The 18,883-nt window shown below is 68.6% G+C and carries 19 protein-coding genes; 13 read left to right on the top strand and 6 right to left on the bottom strand.

Annotated features, from left to right (window positions below):
- Positions 1-23 precede the first annotated feature (23 nt).
- The 8 genes from HW532_RS06605 (at position 24) to HW532_RS06570 (ending at position 7,960) form a co-directional block, all read left to right on the top strand.
- Positions 24-1,031: an ABC transporter permease gene (locus tag HW532_RS06605; RefSeq protein WP_213163633.1), complete on the top strand. Its 1,008-nt coding sequence runs from the start codon at positions 24-26 to the stop codon at positions 1,029-1,031.
- Positions 1,028-1,939: an ABC transporter permease gene (locus HW532_RS06600; protein WP_213163632.1), complete on the top strand. Its 912-nt coding sequence runs from the start codon at positions 1,028-1,030 to the stop codon at positions 1,937-1,939. The genes HW532_RS06605 and HW532_RS06600 overlap by 4 nt, the downstream gene beginning before the upstream one ends.
- Positions 1,936-2,943 (top strand): ABC transporter ATP-binding protein, encoded by a 1,008-nt coding sequence (locus HW532_RS06595; RefSeq protein ID WP_213163631.1) that lies wholly within the window; start codon positions 1,936-1,938, stop codon positions 2,941-2,943. The genes HW532_RS06600 and HW532_RS06595 overlap by 4 nt, the downstream gene beginning before the upstream one ends.
- Positions 2,940-3,965, top strand: coding sequence for an ABC transporter ATP-binding protein (locus tag HW532_RS06590; RefSeq protein ID WP_246479585.1), 1,026 nt, complete (start codon positions 2,940-2,942; stop codon positions 3,963-3,965). The genes HW532_RS06595 and HW532_RS06590 overlap by 4 nt, the downstream gene beginning before the upstream one ends.
- A complete protein-coding gene (locus HW532_RS06585; protein WP_213163630.1) occupies positions 3,946-5,046 on the top strand; it encodes a C45 family autoproteolytic acyltransferase/hydrolase in 1,101 nt (366 codons plus the stop codon). Before HW532_RS06590 ends, HW532_RS06585 begins: the two co-directional genes overlap by 20 nt.
- A 32-nt stretch (positions 5,047-5,078) precedes the next feature.
- Positions 5,079-6,074, top strand: coding sequence for a sigma-54 interaction domain-containing protein (locus HW532_RS06580; RefSeq protein ID WP_213163629.1), 996 nt, complete (start codon positions 5,079-5,081; stop codon positions 6,072-6,074).
- Between the two features lie 183 nt (positions 6,075-6,257).
- Positions 6,258-7,619: an acyclic terpene utilization AtuA family protein gene (locus tag HW532_RS06575; protein ID WP_213163628.1), complete on the top strand. Its 1,362-nt coding sequence runs from the start codon at positions 6,258-6,260 to the stop codon at positions 7,617-7,619.
- Between the two features lie 17 nt (positions 7,620-7,636).
- Positions 7,637-7,960 carry a DUF4387 domain-containing protein gene (locus HW532_RS06570; RefSeq protein WP_213163627.1) on the top strand — a complete coding sequence of 108 codons (324 nt, stop codon included), beginning with the start codon at positions 7,637-7,639 and terminating at the stop codon, positions 7,958-7,960.
- Between the two features lie 72 nt (positions 7,961-8,032).
- Here the strand turns inward: HW532_RS06570 and HW532_RS06565 are convergent, their stop codons facing one another.
- Positions 8,033-9,730, bottom strand: a complete 1,698-nt coding sequence (locus tag HW532_RS06565; protein ID WP_213163626.1) for a thiamine pyrophosphate-binding protein — start codon at positions 9,728-9,730, stop codon at positions 8,033-8,035.
- Positions 9,727-10,461, bottom strand: a complete 735-nt coding sequence (locus HW532_RS06560) for a GntR family transcriptional regulator (protein ID WP_213163625.1) — start codon at positions 10,459-10,461, stop codon at positions 9,727-9,729. The genes HW532_RS06565 and HW532_RS06560 overlap by 4 nt, the downstream gene beginning before the upstream one ends.
- Before the next feature lie 273 nt (positions 10,462-10,734).
- Between HW532_RS06560 and HW532_RS06555 the strand changes: the two genes are divergently transcribed.
- A complete protein-coding gene (locus HW532_RS06555) occupies positions 10,735-11,496 on the top strand; it encodes an SDR family NAD(P)-dependent oxidoreductase (protein ID WP_213163624.1) in 762 nt (253 codons plus the stop codon).
- A 15-nt stretch (positions 11,497-11,511) separates the two neighbouring features.
- Positions 11,512-12,234 carry an SDR family oxidoreductase gene (locus HW532_RS06550; RefSeq protein WP_213163623.1) on the top strand — a complete coding sequence of 241 codons (723 nt, stop codon included), beginning with the start codon at positions 11,512-11,514 and terminating at the stop codon, positions 12,232-12,234.
- On the opposite strand, the gene HW532_RS06545 is transcribed toward HW532_RS06550, so the two are convergent.
- The 4 genes from HW532_RS06545 to HW532_RS06530 form a co-directional block, all read right to left on the bottom strand.
- Entirely contained in the window at positions 12,209-13,144 is a 936-nt protein-coding gene (locus tag HW532_RS06545; RefSeq protein WP_246479584.1) for a DMT family transporter, read from the bottom strand. The genes HW532_RS06550 and HW532_RS06545 overlap by 26 nt on opposite strands.
- Before the next feature lie 161 nt (positions 13,145-13,305).
- Positions 13,306-14,496 (bottom strand): acetyl-CoA C-acyltransferase family protein, encoded by a 1,191-nt coding sequence (locus tag HW532_RS06540; RefSeq protein WP_213163622.1) that lies wholly within the window; start codon positions 14,494-14,496, stop codon positions 13,306-13,308.
- A 9-nt stretch (positions 14,497-14,505) separates the two neighbouring features.
- Entirely contained in the window at positions 14,506-15,270 is a 765-nt protein-coding gene (locus tag HW532_RS06535) for an SDR family NAD(P)-dependent oxidoreductase (protein ID WP_213163621.1), read from the bottom strand.
- 268 nt (positions 15,271-15,538) lie between these two features.
- Positions 15,539-16,330, bottom strand: a complete 792-nt coding sequence (locus HW532_RS06530; RefSeq protein ID WP_213163620.1) for an N-formylglutamate amidohydrolase — start codon at positions 16,328-16,330, stop codon at positions 15,539-15,541.
- A gap of 150 nt (positions 16,331-16,480) precedes the next feature.
- On the opposite strand from HW532_RS06530, the gene HW532_RS06525 reads away from it, so the two are divergent.
- Genes HW532_RS06525 through HW532_RS06515 form a run of 3 tightly spaced genes read left to right on the top strand, consistent with a single transcriptional unit; the run spans position 16,481 to position 18,877 of the window.
- Positions 16,481-17,275 (top strand): ABC transporter ATP-binding protein, encoded by a 795-nt coding sequence (locus HW532_RS06525; protein ID WP_213163619.1) that lies wholly within the window; start codon positions 16,481-16,483, stop codon positions 17,273-17,275.
- On the top strand, positions 17,268-17,990 hold the full coding sequence (locus HW532_RS06520) for an ABC transporter ATP-binding protein (RefSeq protein ID WP_246479583.1): 723 nt from the start codon (positions 17,268-17,270) through the stop codon (positions 17,988-17,990). Before HW532_RS06525 ends, HW532_RS06520 begins: the two co-directional genes overlap by 8 nt.
- Positions 17,987-18,877, top strand: coding sequence for a branched-chain amino acid ABC transporter permease (locus HW532_RS06515; protein ID WP_213163617.1), 891 nt, complete (start codon positions 17,987-17,989; stop codon positions 18,875-18,877). Before HW532_RS06520 ends, HW532_RS06515 begins: the two co-directional genes overlap by 4 nt.
- Positions 18,878-18,883: the final 6 nt, after the last annotated feature.

Raw genomic sequence — 18,883 nt, 5'->3', positions numbered from 1 at the left:
CCCGAGCCACCGGAGCGCCTGCCATGCCTATGGGCAAGCTCGTCGAGCGCCTGCTGCAACTCGTGCCCGTTCTCCTCGGCGTCAGCGTGATCGTCTTCCTGATGATGGCGCTGACCCCGGGCGACCCGGTCGAGATCATGATCGGCGACCAGAACGTCACGGCGCAGGAGGAGAGTCTGCTGCGGCAGGATCTCGGCCTCGATCTGCCTCTTCACGAGCGGTTCGCGGCGTTCCTCGGCAATGCCGTCACCGGGAATTTCGGCCTGAGCTTCTATCACCGCAGGCCGGTGATGGACGTCATCGCCGAACGGCTGCCCGCGACCGTCGAGCTGAGCCTGGTGGCCCTGCTTCTGGCGTTGGTCACGGCCATTCCGCTCGGCGTTCTGGCGGCGGTCCGGAAGAACACGATCCTCGACCGGCTGGCCACCGTGGGTTCGCTTCTCGGCGTCTCCCTGCCGGGGTTCTGGTTCGGCATCCTGCTCTTGATGCTGTTCGCGGTGCATCTCCACGTCCTTCCGGTCTCGGGTCGCATCGGGTTCTCCAGCGAGGTCCAGCCGATCACGCATTTCCTGCTGATCGACACGCTGATCCAGGGCCGGTTCGACGCGTTCCTCGACGCGCTGTCCCATGTCATCCTGCCGGCGATCACGCTGGGCCTGCCCATGACGGCGATCCTGATGCGGGTGACCCGCACGTCGATGCTGGAGGTGATGCGGTCCGACTACATCGTCTTCGCCGAGGCGAAGGGGCTGAGCCGGCATCGCATCCTGTTTCGCCACGCCCTCAAGAACGCGCTGATCCCGACGGTCTCCGTCGCCGCGATCGAGACCGGGTCCCTGCTCGGCGGAAACATGATCGTGGAGACCGTGTTCGGCTGGCCGGGCCTCGGCCGCCTCGTGGTGGAGAGCATCTTCCTCAGGAACTACCCGCTCGTTCAGGCGGCCGTGCTGCTCTATGCGCTCACCTATGTCATGCTGAACTTCGTCGCCGACATTCTCTACACAATGCTCAATCCGAGGGTGAAGCTATGAGCGCGGCCGCCGACAAGGCCGGCGGGGCGGCGTCCGCGTCCGACCGGCGGGACTCCCCCTTCTTGAGAAATCTCGGCAATTTCGCCGGGAACCGCATGGCCCTCGCGGCCGCGGCGGTCGTGGGCATCTTCGTCGTGCTGGCCGTCTTCGCCCCGCTGATCGCACCGCAGGACCCCAACGAGACGGACCTGTTCCGGCGCCTCCAGCCACCGGTCTGGATGGCGGGCGGCGACTGGGCCTATCCGCTCGGCTGCGACGGGCTCGGCCGGGACATCCTCTCGCGCATCGTCTATGGCGCGCGGATCTCGATCTTCATCGGCGCCGCCGTCATCCTGCTCGCCACAACCGTCGGGATCATGGCCGGTCTGGCGGCGGGCTATCTCAGGGGCTGGGTCGATGTGGCGATCTCGCGCCTCGTCGATATCCTGCTCGGCTTTCCCTATCTCATCTTCGCCATCGGGCTCATGGCCATGATGGGGCCGGGACTTCAGAACATCGTCATCGCGCTCGCCTACAAGGAATGGGTCATACCCTGCCGGGTCGTGCGCGGCGAGACACTGGCGGCCCGCGAGATCGAGTATGTCGAGGCCGCGCGGGCGCTCGGCGCGTCGCGCGGTCACATCATGCTGCGCGAGATCATGCCGAACATCCTGTCGCCGGTGATCGTGGTGTCCACGATCCGCATGGCCCATGTGATCATCCTGGAGGCGAGCCTGTCGTTTCTCGGGCTCGGCGTGCAGCCGCCGACCGCCTCCTGGGGCTCCATGGTGGCCGACGGGCGCGCCTTCATCCTGGAGGCGTGGTGGGTGAGCACCTTTCCGGGGCTGGCCATTCTCCTGCTCGTGCTTTCGATCAACGTGGCGAGCCAGGGGCTGCGCGACGCCTTCGATCCGAGGTTCCATGAATGACTGACACGGCATCCCGACCCCTTCTGGAGGTGCGTGGGCTGCGGACCGCCTTCGCGACCCGCAACGGCCTGGTGCGCGCCGTCGACGGCGTCGATCTCGACGTCAGGCAGGGCGAGTGTCTCGGCATTGTGGGCGAGTCCGGCTCCGGCAAGAGCGTCACATTCGCCTCTGTCATGGGGCTCGTGCGCTCGCCGGGATATATCGAGGGCGGGTCCATCCGTTTCGAGGGGCGCGAGCTGACCGGCCTGGCGCCCTCCGAGATGCGCCTTCTGCGTGGCCGCGACATCGCCATGACGATGCAGGATGCGCTCACCGCCCTCAATCCCGCGCTCACCGTGGGCGAGCAGCTCGGAGAGGTTCTCCACGCCCATGACGCGACACTGCCCCGGGAGCGCCGGGCGCGCAGGATGGCGGTGCGCGAGCGCGCGGTGGAGATGATGCGGCTCGTCGGCATCCCGTCGCCGGAGACGCGGCTCGGCAACTATCCGCACGAATTCTCCGGCGGCATGCGCCAGCGTATCATGATCGCGATCGCGCTGGCCTGCCGGCCGAAGCTCCTGATCGCCGACGAGCCGACGACCGCCCTCGACGTCACGATCCAGGCCCAGGTTCTCGATCTCATCGCCGATATCAGGCAGGAGCTGGGCATGAGCGTGGTGCTCATCACCCACGATCTCGGCGTCGTGGCGGAGCATTGCGACAGGGTGATGGTCATGTATGCGGGCCAGGTCGTGGAAACCGGCACGACGCGGCAGGTCATCGCCGACCCGCAGCACCCCTATACGCAGGGCCTGCTGAATTCCATTCCGCGCCTGTCCATGCGCGGGCGCCGCATCCGGCCGATCGACGGCCAGGTGCCCGAGCTGATCGATCTGCCGGCACAGTGCCGCTTCTTCGGCCGGTGCGCCATGCGCCTCGAGCCGTGCAAGGCCGATATCGCGATGCGCGCAATGGCGGAGGGCCGCATGGTGCGGTGCGTTCGCGCCGGGGAGGGAGAGCCATGACGACAATGGGGGCACACTCGCCCGGGCCGCTGGTCAGGGTCCGCAATCTCGTCAAGCACTACGATACGCGGCGCGGCCTGTTCGGCAGGCTGACCGGCCGGGCCGGCGTGCTCGTCAAGGCGCTCAACGATGTGAGCTTCGATGTCGGCCGCGGCGAGACGCTCGGCCTCATCGGCGAGAGCGGGTGCGGCAAGTCCACGCTCGGCCGTGCGGTGCTGCGGCTGCACGAGCCGACATCGGGACGCGTGGAGTTCGGCGGCGAGGACGTCACCGCGCTCGACGCGGACGCGCTCAAGGAGATGCGCCGGAAGATGCAGATCATCTTCCAGGACCCCTATGCCTCGCTCAATCCTCGCCGGACGGTGGCGGAGATCGTCGGCCTGCCGCTGAAGCTGCACGGCCTTGCCCGCAATCGCCGGGAGCTGCGCGACAAGACCGCCGCGATCGTCGAGAATGTCGGGCTCAAGACCGCTCATCTGGACCGGTTCCCGCACCAGTTCTCCGGCGGGCAGCGCCAGCGGATCGGAATCGCCCGCGCGCTGATCCTCAATCCCGATTTCATCGTGTGCGACGAACCGGTCTCCGCCCTCGACGTCTCGATCCAGGCGCAGATCGTGCAGCTCCTCTCCGACCTGAAGCGCGAGATGGGACTGACCTATCTCTTCATCTCCCACGACATCGCGGTGATCGGCTATGTCAGCGACCGCGTCGCGGTCATGTATCTCGGCGAGATTGTGGAGATGGGGCCTGCGGAGGCCGTGCTCGAGCGCGCGCGCCATCCCTATACGCAGAGCCTGCTGTCGGCCGTGCCCGAGATCGACCGTCCCGGACGGCGCCGGCATGTGGCGCTGCGCGGCGACCTGCCGTCGCCCCTGTCGCCGCCGCCGGGCTGCAAGTTCCACACCCGGTGCCCGCTGGCGACGGACATCTGCAGGACCGTCGCCCCGAAACCCACCGCGGTCGGCCCGGATCACACAGCCGCCTGCCATCTGGTCGAGAACAATGTCGAACTGGCTTCCTGACCCTTCCCTGCCGGTCATGCTGTCCGGCGATGCCCATGAGCGCGGCCTCGGGCAGGCCCGCAAAGGCGGAGCTGGCGCCGGCGCCGTGAGGAACGCCGTCGCGGCGGCCGTGGATGCGGCAGGTGCGGCCGGGCTTCTGGACCCGCCGGCGCAGGCCTTCCTCGATGCACAGCGCGCGTTCGCGCAGGAGACCGATCCGGCCAGCCTCCTTGAGTTGCGCGGTATCGCCGAGGGGTTCGATATCCCGGAGCCCGTGCTCTTCGTCCATCTGCATCTCGGCATCCTCCGGGACCTGAAAGCCACTGGACCGGAGGCCGGCGACGGCTGCAGCGCCTGGGCGGTCGCGGACGGCACGGACGGGCCCATGGTCGTGAAGAACCGCGATTTCCGGGGCACCCATCTCGGCATCCAGCGGGTCTTCCGCCACAAGGGTCCCGACATCCATGGCGGCGAGATGCTGTGCGTGGGCAGCCTCGGCAGCCCCGGCGCCTATTCCAGCGGCATCAACGGATGGGGCCTTGCCCTGGTCGACACCCAGGTCGGCACGGGCGACCATGGCGTCGGCTGGCTGCGGTACTTCCTGATGACGCGGCTTCTGTCCGACTGCCGGACCGTTGAGGACGCCGTCCGGTTCGTGTCCTCCGCCCGCCATGCCGGCGGCGGCACGCTGGTGATGGCCGATCCCTCCGGCGCCGTGGCGGCCGTGGAGCTCGGCAACAGCGGCATCGCGGTGGAGCGGGGGAGCCCCGCATTCCGGACGAATCATTTCGTCTCCCCGGAGCTTGCCGGACGCACGCTCCAGCATGGCGGGGACCGTGCGGCCCGGAACTCGCATGCCCGCTTTGCCGGGCTCGGTGCCGCCATGGCATCGGAGCGCAACTGGTCGGCCCGCTCTGCCGCCGACCTCATGGCGAGCCATGTCCCCGGCGACGGGAGCGGATCGCTCTGCCAGCATCCCGTGGACGGCGGGGATTCCTCGACCATCTCGTCGGCGATCTTTGCCTGCCGCCGGAGACGGCTCTATTTTGCCGAAGGGAATCCATGCGAGGGCAGATGGCGCCGCTACGAGCTTGACGCCTGACGCGGGACGGCAAGCCAGTGGCGGATGGCGGAATGGCGCATTATCAGGGCGAGTTGATCGGCGAGCATTCCAGCATCGAAGGCGTGCGCCGCCTCATAGGCCGCGTTGCCGCCAGCCCGTCGCGCACGGTCCTCATCTATGGCGAGACCGGCACGGGCAAGGGGCTCGTTGCGCGCATGCTGCACGAGCAATCGGCCCGCGCGCGCAACGAGTTCGTCGACGTCAACTGTGCGGCGATCCCGTCCAGCCTTCTGGAATCGGAGCTTTTCGGCCATGAGCGCGGCGCCTTCACGGGCGCGTCGGCGAAGAAGACCGGCCTTGTGGAGGCGGCCAATCGCGGCACGATCTTCCTGGACGAGATCCGCGAGATGGACCTGATGCTGCAGGCCAAGCTGCTCAGCCTTCTCGACACGCAGCGCTTCCGGCGCGTGGGGGCGGTGCGCCCCATCGAGGTGGATGTCCGCTTCATCGCCGCGACCAACAAGATCCTGCTGTCGGAGGTCACGGCCGGCCATTTCCGGGAGGATCTCTACTATCGCCTGCAGGTGATCGCGATCAACATTCCGCCCCTGCGCGAGAGGGGCGACGATGTGCTCATCCTCGCCGAACATTTCATACGCAAGCTCAATGCGCGCTATGACCGCTCGATCACGGGGCTGAGCGGGGAGGTGGAAAGCGTCTTCAAGGCCTATCCCTGGCCCGGCAATGTGCGGGAGCTGGAGAACCTCCTGGAGCGCATCTTCATTCTGGAGGACGACAATCGGGTGCTCGCCAGGCATCTGCCCGACCGTATCCTGCGGACGGTGCGGGCTGGAACCGCCCGCGTTCTGCCCGCCACGGAAGGGCCGGCCCGGACTGGGCACGGGGAGGAGTACGATTTTCGCGCCGCCACGGCCGCGTTCCAGCGCGAGCTCATCGAGAAGGCCCTCATGCACGCCGAGGGCAGCGTGGCGGCTGCCGCGCAGCAGCTCGGCCTCAGCCGCCATGCCCTGCGCCATCAGATGATCAAGCTCGGGCTGCGCGCGTGATGGCGCGCAAAGCGCACGCGCCGTTGCGTGCGTTTCGCGCGAGAGCGCGGAAGGTTTCCGTTCTCCTTAGATAAATCCATATTTTTCAATGCCTTATCCATATTCCGGTTCTTGGCACGTCAAATGCATTGGCGGGAGGCAACGGTCACAGCCGGCCGTGCCCGGCTTCCAAGGAAGGATGATATGGACTCCCTCAAGATCATTTGCCCCAACGGCCATCTCGGTTTCGCGCCGCTCAAGGTCGAGAGCTTCCGCCTCGGCGTGGCGGCGAAGCCGGATTTCATCGCCGCCGATTCCGGAAGCGACGATATCGGCCCCGTTCCGCTCGGCAGCGATGGCTGCGCAAGCCCGAAGGCCTGGCAGGAGCACGATCTCGAGCAGATGCTCCTGGCGTCGCGGGAAATCGGCGTTCCGATGATCGTCGGTTCGGCCGGCGATACGGGGTCCGACAGCCGCGTCGACATGTATGTGCAGATCATCCGCGACCTTGCGGCAAGGCATGGGCTCGCGCCCTTCAAGCTCGGCTGGTTCTATTCGGAGGTCGACAAGGAGACGGTCAGGGCGAAGATCGCCTCCGGCTCGCCCGTGCAGGGGCTCGACGCGCGCGCGGATCTCGACGAGGGCGAACTCGACGCGACGGACCGGATCGTCGCGGTGGCCGGCGTGCATCCCTATCGCGCGCTCATCGAGGACGGGTGCGACGTCATCATCGGCGGGCGCTCCTCCGACAGCGCGATCTTCGCCGCCGCCGCCCTGTCGCGCGGCTTTCCCGAGGCGCAGGCCTACTATCTCGGCAAGGTCCTCGAATGCGCCTCGTTCTGCGCGGAACCATACGGCGCCAAGGAGACCGTGCTCGGAGAGATTACGCGGGACTGGGTGGAGGTGACGGCCATGCATCCCGGCCAGCGCTGCACGGTCGCCTCGGTGGCCGGACATGCCATGTACGAGCGCTCCAACCCGTTTCACGAGCATGTCGCCGGCGGTGTGCTCGACATGACCGACTGCCGCTACGAGCAGGTGGCGGAGAAGACGACGCGGGTGACCGGCATGCGGTTCGCTCCGGCGGACGACTTCCGCGTCAAGCTGGAGGGGGCGGGCAAGATCGGCGAGCGCTTCGTCGGCATGGCGGGCATTCGCGATCCCTATACGATCGCCCATGTCGACGAGGTGATCGAATGGGCGCGCGAGCAGACGCGCGAACGGTTCGGAGAGACGGGCTGGGCGCTTCACTACAACGTTTTCGGCCGCGACGGCGTCATGGGCGAGATGGAGCCCCTGCGCGACAGGCCCGGCCACGAGCTGCTCATCGTCGTGCAGGGCGTCGCTCCCACCAGGGAGATGGCCGAAGAGGTCGCCATGACCGGCACGCGCCAGCTCTTCTATGCCCGCCTGCCGGATGTGAAAGGAACCGCGGGGGGCGTCTCCTTCGTCTTCGACGAGGTCATGCCGGCGAGCCCGGGATATCGCTGGACGCTGAACCACACGATGGCGGTCGACGATCCGCTGGAGCTGTTCCCGCGGCATACCGAGACCGTCGGCGCCTGATATCCGGAGAGATCACGATGACCAAGACCAGGCTGTCCGAGCTTGCCAAGACCATCCGCAGCAAGAACGCGGGCACCGACAAGATCACCTTCGACATCATCTTCCGCGAGCGCGAGGCCTATGAGACGGTCAAGCGCTCCGGGGCCGTGTCGCGCGATGCCATGGCCAGGCTGTTCGGAATCGACGAGGCGCGGATCACCGATTTCGTCGAGTACGATCCGGCCTACGCGATCAAGTTCACGATCCTTCGGCGGCGTCCGAGCGGAAGCCCCGGCGATCCGGATATCTTCGGCGCCCAGCAATACGCCCCCCTCCTCGATGTGGAGGTGGAGACGGCGTGACGCGGGCTCGCGTCGCCCGGAGACCGTTCTATCGGGGGCGGATGGCCGGCCTGGACCGGCCATCCGCCGGCCTCATGCGATCCATTCGGTGACCGGGGCGGCGGCCTCGTGGAGGGGCTGGGTGGCGATGTCGACGAGGGTCGGGCCGCCATGCTCGAGCGCTGCGGCGAGTGCCGGGCGAAGCGCGTCCGGCCGTTCGACGCGCCAGGCCTTCACGCCGAAGGCCTCCGCCACGCGGGCATGGTCCGTGCGGTTGAAGTCGACGGAGAAATAGCGCTCTGCGAAGCCGGAATGCTGGCCGGCCTTGATCCAGCCGAAGGCGCTGTTGGAGAAGACGACCAATGTGACCGGCGCGCCGATGCGCACCAGCGTCTCCATCTCGCCGGCATTGAAGCCGAAGCTGCCGTCGCCCATGACGGCGACGCATTTGGTATCGGGGCGCGCGTAATAGGCCCCCAGCACGCCGGGCAGCGAATAGCCGAGCGCGCCGTGGGCGCGGTTGGAGATCAGGCGCCCGCGCGGATCGGTAAGCTCGTAATAGGCGGAGAAATAGGGGCAGGGCGTGCCCGGATCGGCGACGATGACGGCATCGCCGGGCAGGAGCTCGTTGAGCTCATGCACCACCCGTTCCGGCCGGATCGGCGTGTCGTCGGATGCGGCGAGGGCGCGGAAGCGCGCGAACTTCGCCTGCTTCGCCCGGGCGACCGCCATGCGCGCCGCCTCGCCCTTGCGGGTCCCGGATCCGAGCCGCTGGTCCACCGCCTGCATCAGCGCGTCGAGGGTGAGCCGCGCATCGCCGATGAGCGCCACCTCGGTCGGATAGTTGGCGCCGATCACGGCGGGATCGGCATCGATATGGACGATGCGCTGCTTGCCGGAGGCGGGATGGCGCCAGCGCTCCGTCGTCACCGAGCCGGCGCGGCAGCCGACGAGCACCACGAGATCGGCCTCGTCCAGCACGGCGCGGGTCTCGTCCGAGCCGCCATTGGAGCCGACGACGCCGAGCGCGTAAGGATTGTCGTCGAGGATGGCGCCCTGGCCGCTGATGGTCGTCGCGACCACCGCGCCCAGCCGTTCGGCAAGGGCCGTCACATCGGCGCGTGCGCCGGAGATGACCGGGCCGCCGCCGCACAGGATGAGGGGGCGCTTCGCCTCCAGGAGCGCCTCCGCGGCCGCCTCGATGGCCGCACGGTCCGCCGCGGTGCGGATGGCAGGGAAATGGCCGAACTGCTCGTCGCCCCATATGTCGTCGGCATCGACCGGCGCCTTCTGGACGTCGAAGGGCAGGCCCAGATGGGCCGCGCCCGGCCGCCCCGTCGTCATCTGGCGGAAGGCGGCGCGCACGGTGCGCGGCAGCGAGGCACCCGTGTCGATGACCCTGTTCCATTTGGTGAGCGGGCGGAACAGGGCCTCCTGATCGAGCTCGGTCAGCGCGTAGCGCCCGCGCGCGCCGACGCCGATATCGGTCGTGATGGCGAGCAGGGCGACCGAGCTCTCATTGGCCTCCACGACGCCGGGCAGGATATAGGTCGCCCCGCCGCCGCTCGGGCCCTCGCACACGCCGACCTTGCCGGTGACGCGGGCATAGACATCGGCCATGTAGGCCGCGGAGCGCTCGTCGCGGGTGAGCACGTGGCGCATGCCGTGATCGAGCCTGTGGAGCGCGTCGTAGAAGGGCAGGCTCGTATCGCCGCACAGGCCGAATATGACCTCCACGCCGTGAAGCTGAAGCATGCGCACGAGCGCTTCCGCGCCGGAAAGCCGGTTCATGTCGTCTCCCTGTCGTCGTCCGTCGAGGCGGGGCCTTCGCCCATATAGAGGCTGGCATAGCCTTGCCTGATGCCATCGACGATCTGGTCGAGGCGGCGGGTGATGTGGTCGCGCATGACGGCGCGGGCCTTGGGTGCGTTGCGCGCGCGGATGGCGGCGAGGACGGCGCGGTGCTCGGCTTGCGTCGTGGCGCGCCGTCCGCGCATGTCCACCCATCGGAAAAAATGGATGCGCGCATCGATGCCTGAGAGCATGCGCGCCAGTTCCCCGTTGCCCGTGAGCTGGGCCACGCGCTCGTGGAAGCCCTCGTCGAGGCGCACGAGCCGGTCGACGGAGGCGCTGTCATGCGCCTTCACGCTCTCGTCGAGATAGGCGTCGATCTCGTCGAGACCCTGGGATGTGGCGCGTTCGCAGGCCAGTTGCGCGATGAAGCATTCGAGCGCCAGCCGCGTCTCGTAGAGATCGAAGACCTCCTTCACGTCGAGCGGGCGGGCGCGGAAGCCGCGTCCGGGATCCGCGACGACGAGCCCTTCCGAGACGAGGCGGTTCAGGGCCTCGCGCAGGGGCGTGCGGCTGACGTTCAGCGCATGGGCGAGCGTACCCTCATTGAGCCGTTCGCCCGGCGCGAAGCGGTAGACCATGGCCATCTCGCGCAAGGCCACATAGGCGCGCTCGGCGGCGCTTTCCCTGTCCGCCCCGTCCGGTGCCGCCATGGCGTCCTGTCCGGCCATCGCCCTTGTTCCTTCCGGCTTCGAGTTCTGTATACAGTAAATTATGCAGAGCTGAGTACGGTAAAGCAAGGGCGCGGCGGTGCGCGCCGGGCCCGCCGTCTCCGCGGGAGATGCGCGGTGCGGTTTCTGCGATGCAGAATGGCGTTTCGCCAAATTGACGGCCCATCGGGGCTGTGCGACAGTCTGCGCCCCGGCAGCGGGTGCTTGCCGGGAAGAACGCCATGCGGGGCGGCCCCGCGCGGCGAGCAAGAGGGGGAGGTTTCGGGGTCCGGCATGACGATCACGGCAGATCTGGCAGGCAAGCGCGCTCTGGTGACGGGCGGCGCATCGGGGATCGGTTTCGCCGCCGCGCGGCTTCTGGCGCAATGCGGTGCGGCCGTCGCGGTCAACCATCTCGCCGACGATCCGCGCGGGGACGATGCGGCCGGCCAGCTGCGCGCGGACGGCGCGACGGCGCTCGCGGTCGCCGGCGACGTCTCCGATCCCGGCGATGCCGCGCGCATGGTGGGCGAGGCGGTGGAGGCGCTCGGCGGCCTCGATATCCTCATCAACAATGCCGGCACGCCCGGCGCGCGCGAGCCGATCGCCTTCTCCGATCTCGACGCGATGACGGAGGAGTTCTGGAGCAAACTCATCTCCACCAATCTCATCGGTCCGTTCCGCTGCGTGAAGGCCGCCGCGCCCGCGCTGAAGGCCTCGCGCGGGGTGGTGGTGAGCACCGCCTCCATCGCCGGGCTCGGCAAGGCGGGAAGCTCGCTGGCCTATGCGGCGAGCAAGGCGGGTCTCGTCAATCTCACGCGCAATCTCGCCCAGGCGCTGGCGCCCGAGGTCCGCGTCAACGCCGTGGCGCCGGGCCTGACCCGCACGCCCTGGACCGATGTGTGGCCCCAGGAGCGCAAGGACCGCTCGGTCGCCAACACCATGCTCCAGCGCATGGTCGAGCCGGAGGATATTGCGGAGACCATGCTGTTCCTGTGCGCGCAAGGCGCGATCACCGGCCAGACCGTGGTGGTCGATTGCGGGCGGCTTGGCTGAGGCGGGGCGGAGATCATGACGGAGCCGGCGACACTCGTCACGGGCGCAAGCCGCGGCATCGGCCGCGCCATTGCGGACTATCTTGCGGAGCGGGGCCACACGGTCGTGGGCCTCGCCCGGTCCGCGCCCGGGGGCGATTTCCCGGGCCACTTCATACATGCCGACCTCGCCGACGAGGCCGCCACGCGGGCAGCGCTCGACGAGGTGGCGGGCCGCTTTCGCGTGACGCGGCTCGTCAACAATGCCGGCATCTTTCGCGAGGGACGGATCGGCGAGGCGACGGTCGCCGATCTTGACGGCATGACGGCGATCAATCTGCGTGCGCCGTTGCTCGCCATGCAGGCCTGCCTGCCGGCCATGCGTGCGGCGGAGTTCGGCCGTATCGTCAATCTCGGCAGCCGTGCCTCCCTCGGCAAGGAGGGCAGGGGGCTCTATGGCGCGACGAAGGCCGGGCTCCTGGGGCTCACCCGCAATGCGGCGCTGGAACTCGCGCGCGAGGGCATCACGGTGAACTGCGTCGCGCCCGGCCCCATCGAGACCGACATGTTCGCCAGGGGCAATCCGCCGGGCTCGCCGTCCCGCGAGGCGATCGAGGCGACCATCCCGACCCGCCGGCTCGGCAGCCCGGTCGAGGTGGCCGCGGCCTGCGCCTATTTCCTGTCGGAAGAGGCGGGCTTCACCACCGGCCAGGTGCTCTATGTCTGCGGCGGCCTCACGGTTGGCGCGGCGCCCATATAGCGCGCCCGATCCGGCCGTCGACGGCGGCGAGCCCGAAGCCGATCAGCGCCATGCCGACCATCTGCCTCGGCAGGAGCGTCTCTCCGAGCGCGAAGACGCCGAGCAGGATGGCGCTCACCGGAATGAGGAAGGTGACGAGCAGGAGGTTGGTCGCGCCCGCCGTCTGGAGGATCCGGAAATAGAGAATATAGGCGAGCGCGGTGGAGACGAGGGCGAGCCCCACCACGGCGGCGACCGTTCCGGCCGACGGCATGGCCAGGGTCCAGGGCTCGTCGACGATCAGCATGACCGGCAGGAGCATGAGGCTGGAGGCGGTCACCTGGCCGGTCGCGGTGGCGAGCGGAGGGACGCCCAGCGTCCTGAACCGCCGGCCGAACACGCCCGCAAAGGCATAGGAGAGCGCGGCGGCCAGTACCGCGAGCTGGGCCAGCACATCGACCCCCAGCGTGCCGAGCGCGCCGCCGCCGACCATGATCGCGACGCCTGCGAACCCCACGGCCACGCCGAGGAGGCGCCCCGGCGTCATCTTCTCGTCTGAGGTGAGCCCGTGGGCGACGATCACGGTGAAGAGCGGCGTGGTCGCGTTGAGGATCGAGGCGAGGCCGCTGGCAATATGCGTCTGGCCCCAGACGATGAGTGTGAAGGGGACGACATTGTTGAGGAAGCCCATGCCGGCAAACGCCATCCAGACCTCGCGGTTGCCGGGCAGGCGCGCGCCCATGACGGCGAGCACGATGTGAAGCGCCAGCGCGGCGAGCGCCACGCGCGCCACTACGATGGTCAGCGGCGGCAGGTCCGCGACCGCCACGCCGACAAAGAAGAAGGAGCCGCCCCACAGGACGGACAGGGTAACGAGCATCGCCCATTCGAACGGCGTCATCGACCGGTTGACGGACTGAGGTGTGGTCATGGGTTGGCTCCGGAAGGGGCGGGGGCGATGTGCCGCCGCGACATTTGCAAGTGGCCGGTCGGCGGACAAGCCGTTTCTTGCTCTCGAACTCGATATGCCGCGATGTCCGCCCGGCGCGACGGCACATCGCCGCCGCTCTTCTTCTGCAAAATGGGGGGCTCCTACTCCAGCCGCTCGATCACCATGGCGATGCCCTGGCCGCCGCCGATGCACATGGTCACGAGGCCGTAGCGCCCGCCCGTGCGGGCGAGCTCGTACAGCGCCTTGACGGTGAGGATGGCGCCCGTCGCGCCGACGGGATGGCCGAGCGCGACGGCGCCGCCATTGGGGTTGGTCCGGTCCGCATCGAAGCCCAGGTCGCGCGCGACCGCGCAGGCCTGGACGGCGAAGGCCTCGTTGCTTTCCACCACGTCGATGTCGCCGATGGCGAGGCCGGCGCGCTTAAGCGCCTGCGGTACGGCATGGATGGGGCCGAGCCCCATGACCTCCGGCGCCACCCCCGCATGGCCCCAGGACACGATGCGGGCAAGCGGCGTCAGGCCGCGCGCCTTCGCGTCCTCCGCCGCCATCAGCACGACCGCGCCGGCCCCGTCATTGATGCCGCTGGCATTGCCGGGCGTCACCGTGCCGTCGCGCTTGAAGGCGGGCTTGAGGCTCGCGACGTCCTCCTGTGTCACGTCGGCGCGCACATGCTCGTCGGTGTCGAAGACGACGGTGCCCTTGCGGGTCTCGATCTCCACGGGGACGATCTGGTCGGCGAAGCGGCCTTCGGCGATGGCGTGCGCGGCGCGGCGGTGGCTTTCCACCGAGAAGGCGTCCTGTTCCGCCCGGCCGATCCCGTAGCGCTCCGCCACATTCTCCGCGGTGATCCCCATATGGCCGTGGCCGAAGGGGTCGTTGAGCGCGGTGAGAAGCGTGTCGAGCAGCGGCGCGTCGCCCATCTTCTGGCCCCAGCGCGCGGCGGGCAGGGTGTAGGGCGCGCGGCTCATGCTCTCCGCGCCGCCGGCGACGGCCGTCGCGCACTCGCCGAGCCGGATCATCTGGGCGGCGGAGACGATGGCCTGGAGCCCGGAGCCGCACAGCCGGTTGAGGGTGAGGGCGGGCGCGCGCTCCGACACGCCCGCCTTAAGCGCCGCGACGCGGGCGAGATACATGTCGCGCGGCTCGCTCTGGATCACCTGGCCCATCACCACGTGCTCCACATCGCCGACCGGGAGCCCCGCACGCTTCGCGGCCTCCGCGATGACCAGCGCGCCGAGCCTTGAGGGCGGCACATCCTTCAGCCCGCCGCCGAAATCGCCTATGCCGGTGCGCGTGCCGGACAGGATCACCACATCCTGAAGATCTGCCATGGGGGTCCCTTACATGTTGATTGTCGCGGTCATGCCGCCATCGGCGACGATGGTCGTGCCGGTGACATAGTGCGCGGCGGGGGAGGCGAGGAACAGGGCGACGCCGGCAATGTCGTCGGGCCTGCCGAGCCGTTTCAGCGCCGTCGCCTCTATGGACGGTTCGGCGACCGCCGGGTCCTCCCAGAGCGCGCGGGCGAAGTCCGTCTCCACGATGCCGGGGCAGATGGCGTTGACGCGGATGTTGCGGGCGCCCCACTGCACGGCGAGCGTGCGGGCAAGCCCGATATCGGCCGTCTTGGAGATGCCGTAGGCGCCGATATTCATGCAGCCGCGCATGCCGGCGACGGAGGAAAGCAGGATCATCGCGCCGCCGCCGCGCTCGGCCATCAATGGCAGCACCATATTGGCGAGCCAGAGATTGGAGCGCACATTGGTGCCCATGATCTTGTCCCAGGCCGCGTCCTCGATGGTCTCCAGAGGTCCGTAATGGGGATTGATGGCGGCATTGCACACCAGCGTGTCGATGCGGCCCCATTCGTCGAGCGTGCGGTCGACGAGCGCCTCGAGCTCGTCCTTGCGGCCGGCATTGGCGGCCACGGCGATGGCCTCGCCGCCCGCGGCGCGGATGCTCTCGGCCACCGCGTCGCAGGCCTCCTGCTTGCGGCTGGAGATCACCACCCTGGCGCCGGCTTGTGCGGCGTGTTCGGCGATGGCCCGGCCGATGCCGCGGCTCGAGCCCGTAATCAGCATGACGTTGTCGCGAAGATCGAACATGGCGCGCGTCGGCTCCTCCCGGTTTGTCCGGCGCGCATCCTAGAGCATTTCGCAGACGGATTGAATCGGGCGCGGTTTGTCCCATCCGGTCGGGCTGCACCGGCCCACTCCCCCACCCGGCCACCCACGGAAGTATCATCTCATGGGTGGCCGGGTGGGGGAGTGGGCCGGTGCCGTTCTAAACGCAGGGACGCAAGCAGGCCGGTGCCGTTCTAAACGCAAAACGTCTTGGGTGAGCGGGCCGGCACAGTCTGGCCGAAGCACACACCTAGCGCGCATCCTTCGCCGGTTCCGCCCCCATGGCGTCCATGCGGGCGATGGCCGCCTCCACGACGCGGGAGAGCCGGTCCGCCCAGTCTTCCTGGCCGGCGGCCGTGCGCACGAGATCGTTGCGGATCTCGAATTCGACGGAGGGCACACCGCGCGCCTCGCCATGGACGGGGACCGTGTAGTCGGTCTCGTCGGACATGACATAGGGCTCGTTGACCCCGACCGCGAGCCCGCCCTGCGCGCGCAGGAGCTCCACCGCGAGCGGCGAGAAGAGCGGGTCCCGGTTGAACAGGACGCCGACATGCCACGGCCGCTCGACATCCTTGAAGACGGGCGTGAAGCTGTGGACGGTGACGAACACCGCGTCGCCGCGCCGGGCGGTGAGGGCGTCCATATGGGCGGCGATGGCGGCGTGGAACGGGGTGAATATCTCGTCCACGCGCTGTGCGATATCGCTCTCCGACAGGCCGCGATTGCCGGGAATGGCCGTCCGTTCGCTGACGTCGGGGATGAAATCCCGGGCCGTCGTGTTGCGGTTGCAGTCGCACACGAGGCGGGAATAGTTCTGCACGAAGAGCGGCGCGCCGAGGCGGTGCGCCATGCGCTCGGCGACCGCGCGCGCGCCGATATCCCAGGCGATGTGGCGCTCGAGCTCCGTCTCCGACAGGCCCAGCGTGCCGAGCGCGCGGGGGATGCGCGGGCTCGCATGTTCGCAGACGAGCACGAGGCGGCTGTCCGCCTCGCCATTGACGAGGGTTACGGCCGACGGTTCGCCGGGGCCGAGCAGCATGGGCGTGAAATCCTTCGATGTCCTGCTTTTCGTCCTGCTTTCCAAGATCGCTCGCTGGCGATCTCTTTCATGTACTATATTGTACAAGAGGTTCGATTCTGACAAGAATGAACGAAACGATTGACGTCCAGGGGAGCCGGACAGACTGTCATGGAGGACAGCGAGCCCATTCTCGCCGCCAATGAGATCGGCAAGCGCTTCGGCGGCCTGGTCGCGCTTCAGGACTATTCGCTCGCGCTCCGCCCGGGCGATCTCGTCGGCCTCATCGGGCCCAATGGCGCGGGCAAGACGACGGCCTTCAACGTCATGACCGGCGTCCTGGCCCCGACGAGCGGGCGCCTTGCCGTCCGCGGCACGGACATGACCGGCCGCCCGCCCCATCGCTTCGCCGAAAGCGGCGTCGCGCGGACCTTCCAGAATGTCCGGCTCTTCGCCGACCTTTCCGTTCTGGAGAACGTCATGGCGGGTCTTCACATGCGCCATGGGTCGGGCATGGTCGCGACGCTCCTGGCCCTGCCCGGCTTCAGGCGCTCGGAGCGGGAGATCGCGGAGAAGGCGCGCGGGATCGTGGAGATGCTGGGTCTCGGACATCTGGCGGACGAGCGCGCGATGGACCTGTCCTATGGCGACCAGAGGCGGGTCGAGATCGCGCGTGCCATGGCGACGGAACCCAGGGCGCTGCTCCTCGACGAGCCGGCGGCGGGCATGAATGCCAGCGAGACGGAGGACCTCCTGCGTCTCGTCGCGCGGATCAACGGCGATCTGGGCATCGCCGTCCTGGTCGTCGAGCACGATATGAGCCTCGTCATGCGCCTGTGCCGGCGTGTCCAGGTGCTCGATCGCGGCCGGTTCCTCGCGGAGGGAACCCCGCAGGACATCCAGGCGGACGCGGATGTGGTCGCCGCCTATCTCGGCACGCGCCGCGGGGGAGGCGCCCGTGCTTGAGATCGCCGGCCTCAATGTCAGCCGCGGCGCGACCCATGTGCTCAAGGACGTCTCCCTGTCGGTGCGCGCCGGCGAGATCGTCGCGCTGATCGGCGCCAACGGGGCCGGCAAGACGACGACGCTGATGACGGTCTCCGGCCTGTTGCGCCCGCAATCGGGAACGATCCTCTATGAGGGGCCGGAGGGCGAGGCCGATCTGGCGCGCCTCGCCCCCTCGCGGATCGTGCGCTCCGGCATCGTCCAGTGCCCGGAGGGCCGGCAGATCTTCGCCTCGCTCACCGTCGAGGAGAACCTCTTCGTCGGCGCCTATACGCGCAGCGATACCCAGGAAGTCGCGGAGGACATGGAGCGCGTGCGCGCGCTGTTCCCGGTGCTGGCGGAGCGCGGGAGCCAGCGGGCGGGAAGCCTGTCGGGCGGCGAGCAGATGATGCTGGCGGTCGCGCGCGCCCTCCTTGCGCGCCCGCGCCTTCTCCTGATGGACGAGCCGTCGCTCGGCCTCGCCCCGCAAATCATCGAGCGGATCTTCGACACGGTGCTGGAGCTCAACAGGGACGGGGTCACGGTGCTGCTCGTGGAGCAGAACGCGGCCATGGCGCTGGAGATCGCCCATCGCGGCTATGTGCTGGAGAACGGCCGGGTCGCGCTGTCGGGCACGGGCGCGGAGCTGGCCGGCGACGAGAATGTGCGCCGCGCCTATCTCGGAGCGGGACAATGAGCCAGTACTATCTCCAGCAGATCGTCAACGGCCTGACGCTGGGCAGCCTCTATGCGCTGGTCGCCATCGGCTTCTCCATGATCTACGGCATTGTCCGGCTGATCAATTTCGCCCATGGCGACATTCTGATGGTCGGGGCGTTCTCCACGCTCGCCATGGTGCTCGGCGGTGTGCCCTGGCCGTTCATCGTGCTGTTCGTCGCGGGGCTCGGCGCGCTCGCGGGGGTGACCATCGAGGCGGTGGTCTTCCGCTCCATGCGCGGCGCGCCGCAGGTCACGGGCTTCATCGCGACGCTGGCGCTCTCGATCATCATCCAGAATGCCGGGATCATGATCCTCTCCGGCCAGCCGCGCAATTTCCTCTTTCCGGCCGCGATGCGCGAGCGGATCGACCTCGGCATCGGCACGGCGTCCCTCATCGATCTGGCGATCATCGGGCTTACCCTCGTCATCATTGCCGGCGCGGTGACGCTCGTGCACCGCACGAAGCTCGGCATCGCCATGCGGGCGACGGCGGAGAGCGTGACGACCGCCCAGCTCATGGGCATCAACATCAACCGTGCCATCGCCACCGCCTTCGGGCTCGGCAGCGCGCTCGCCGCCGTGGCGGGGCTCATGTGGGGTGGAAAGTTCGGCCAGATCGACCCGCTCATGGGCTTCATTCCGGGGCTGAAGGCCTTCGTCGCCTCCGTCATCGGCGGTGTCGGATCGATCCCGGGCGCGATGGCCGGCGGCTATATTCTGGGGCTCGCGGAAGTGCTGTTCGTCGGCCTCCTGCCGCCGGAATATTCCGGCTATCGGGATGCCTTCGTCTTCTCCCTCCTGATCGTCATACTGCTTGTGCGTCCGCACGGCCTGTTCGGGCGCGCGGACGAGGAAAGGGCATGAGGCGCC

Origin of the sequence: Kaustia mangrovi (assembly GCF_015482775.1) — a bacterium.
GTDB classification, from domain to species: Bacteria; Pseudomonadota; Alphaproteobacteria; order Rhizobiales; family Im1; genus Kaustia; species Kaustia mangrovi.
The sequence above is the reverse complement of the archived record's forward strand: the minus strand, read 5'-3'. Positions and strand labels throughout refer to the sequence as shown.

Bases quoted from the DNA above. Each gene is read 5' to 3' on its own strand.
- HW532_RS06605 (WP_213163633.1), top strand. From the start codon at position 24: ATGCCTATGGGCAAGCTCGTCGAGCGCCTGCTGCAACTCGTGCCCGTT.
- HW532_RS06570 (WP_213163627.1), top strand. From the start codon at position 7,637: ATGACCAAGACCAGGCTGTCCGAGCTTGCCAAGACCATCCGCAGCAAG.
- HW532_RS06550 (WP_213163623.1), top strand. From the start codon at position 11,512: ATGACGGAGCCGGCGACACTCGTCACGGGCGCAAGCCGCGGCATCGGC.
- HW532_RS06525 (WP_213163619.1), top strand. From the start codon at position 16,481: ATGGAGGACAGCGAGCCCATTCTCGCCGCCAATGAGATCGGCAAGCGC.
- HW532_RS06585 (WP_213163630.1), top strand. From the start codon at position 3,946: ATGTCGAACTGGCTTCCTGACCCTTCCCTGCCGGTCATGCTGTCCGGC.
- HW532_RS06560 (WP_213163625.1), bottom strand. From the start codon at position 10,461: ATGGCCGGACAGGACGCCATGGCGGCACCGGACGGGGCGGACAGGGAA.
- HW532_RS06600 (WP_213163632.1), top strand. From the start codon at position 1,028: ATGAGCGCGGCCGCCGACAAGGCCGGCGGGGCGGCGTCCGCGTCCGAC.
- HW532_RS06540 (WP_213163622.1), bottom strand. From the start codon at position 14,496: ATGGCAGATCTTCAGGATGTGGTGATCCTGTCCGGCACGCGCACCGGC.
- HW532_RS06515 (WP_213163617.1), top strand. From the start codon at position 17,987: ATGAGCCAGTACTATCTCCAGCAGATCGTCAACGGCCTGACGCTGGGC.
- HW532_RS06590 (WP_246479585.1), top strand. From the start codon at position 2,940: ATGACGACAATGGGGGCACACTCGCCCGGGCCGCTGGTCAGGGTCCGC.
- HW532_RS06565 (WP_213163626.1), bottom strand. From the start codon at position 9,730: ATGAACCGGCTTTCCGGCGCGGAAGCGCTCGTGCGCATGCTTCAGCTT.
- HW532_RS06530 (WP_213163620.1), bottom strand. From the start codon at position 16,330: ATGCTGCTCGGCCCCGGCGAACCGTCGGCCGTAACCCTCGTCAATGGC.
- HW532_RS06575 (WP_213163628.1), top strand. From the start codon at position 6,258: ATGGACTCCCTCAAGATCATTTGCCCCAACGGCCATCTCGGTTTCGCG.
- HW532_RS06595 (WP_213163631.1), top strand. From the start codon at position 1,936: ATGACTGACACGGCATCCCGACCCCTTCTGGAGGTGCGTGGGCTGCGG.
- HW532_RS06555 (WP_213163624.1), top strand. From the start codon at position 10,735: ATGACGATCACGGCAGATCTGGCAGGCAAGCGCGCTCTGGTGACGGGC.
- HW532_RS06580 (WP_213163629.1), top strand. From the start codon at position 5,079: ATGGCGCATTATCAGGGCGAGTTGATCGGCGAGCATTCCAGCATCGAA.
- HW532_RS06545 (WP_246479584.1), bottom strand. From the start codon at position 13,144: ATGACCACACCTCAGTCCGTCAACCGGTCGATGACGCCGTTCGAATGG.
- HW532_RS06535 (WP_213163621.1), bottom strand. From the start codon at position 15,270: ATGTTCGATCTTCGCGACAACGTCATGCTGATTACGGGCTCGAGCCGC.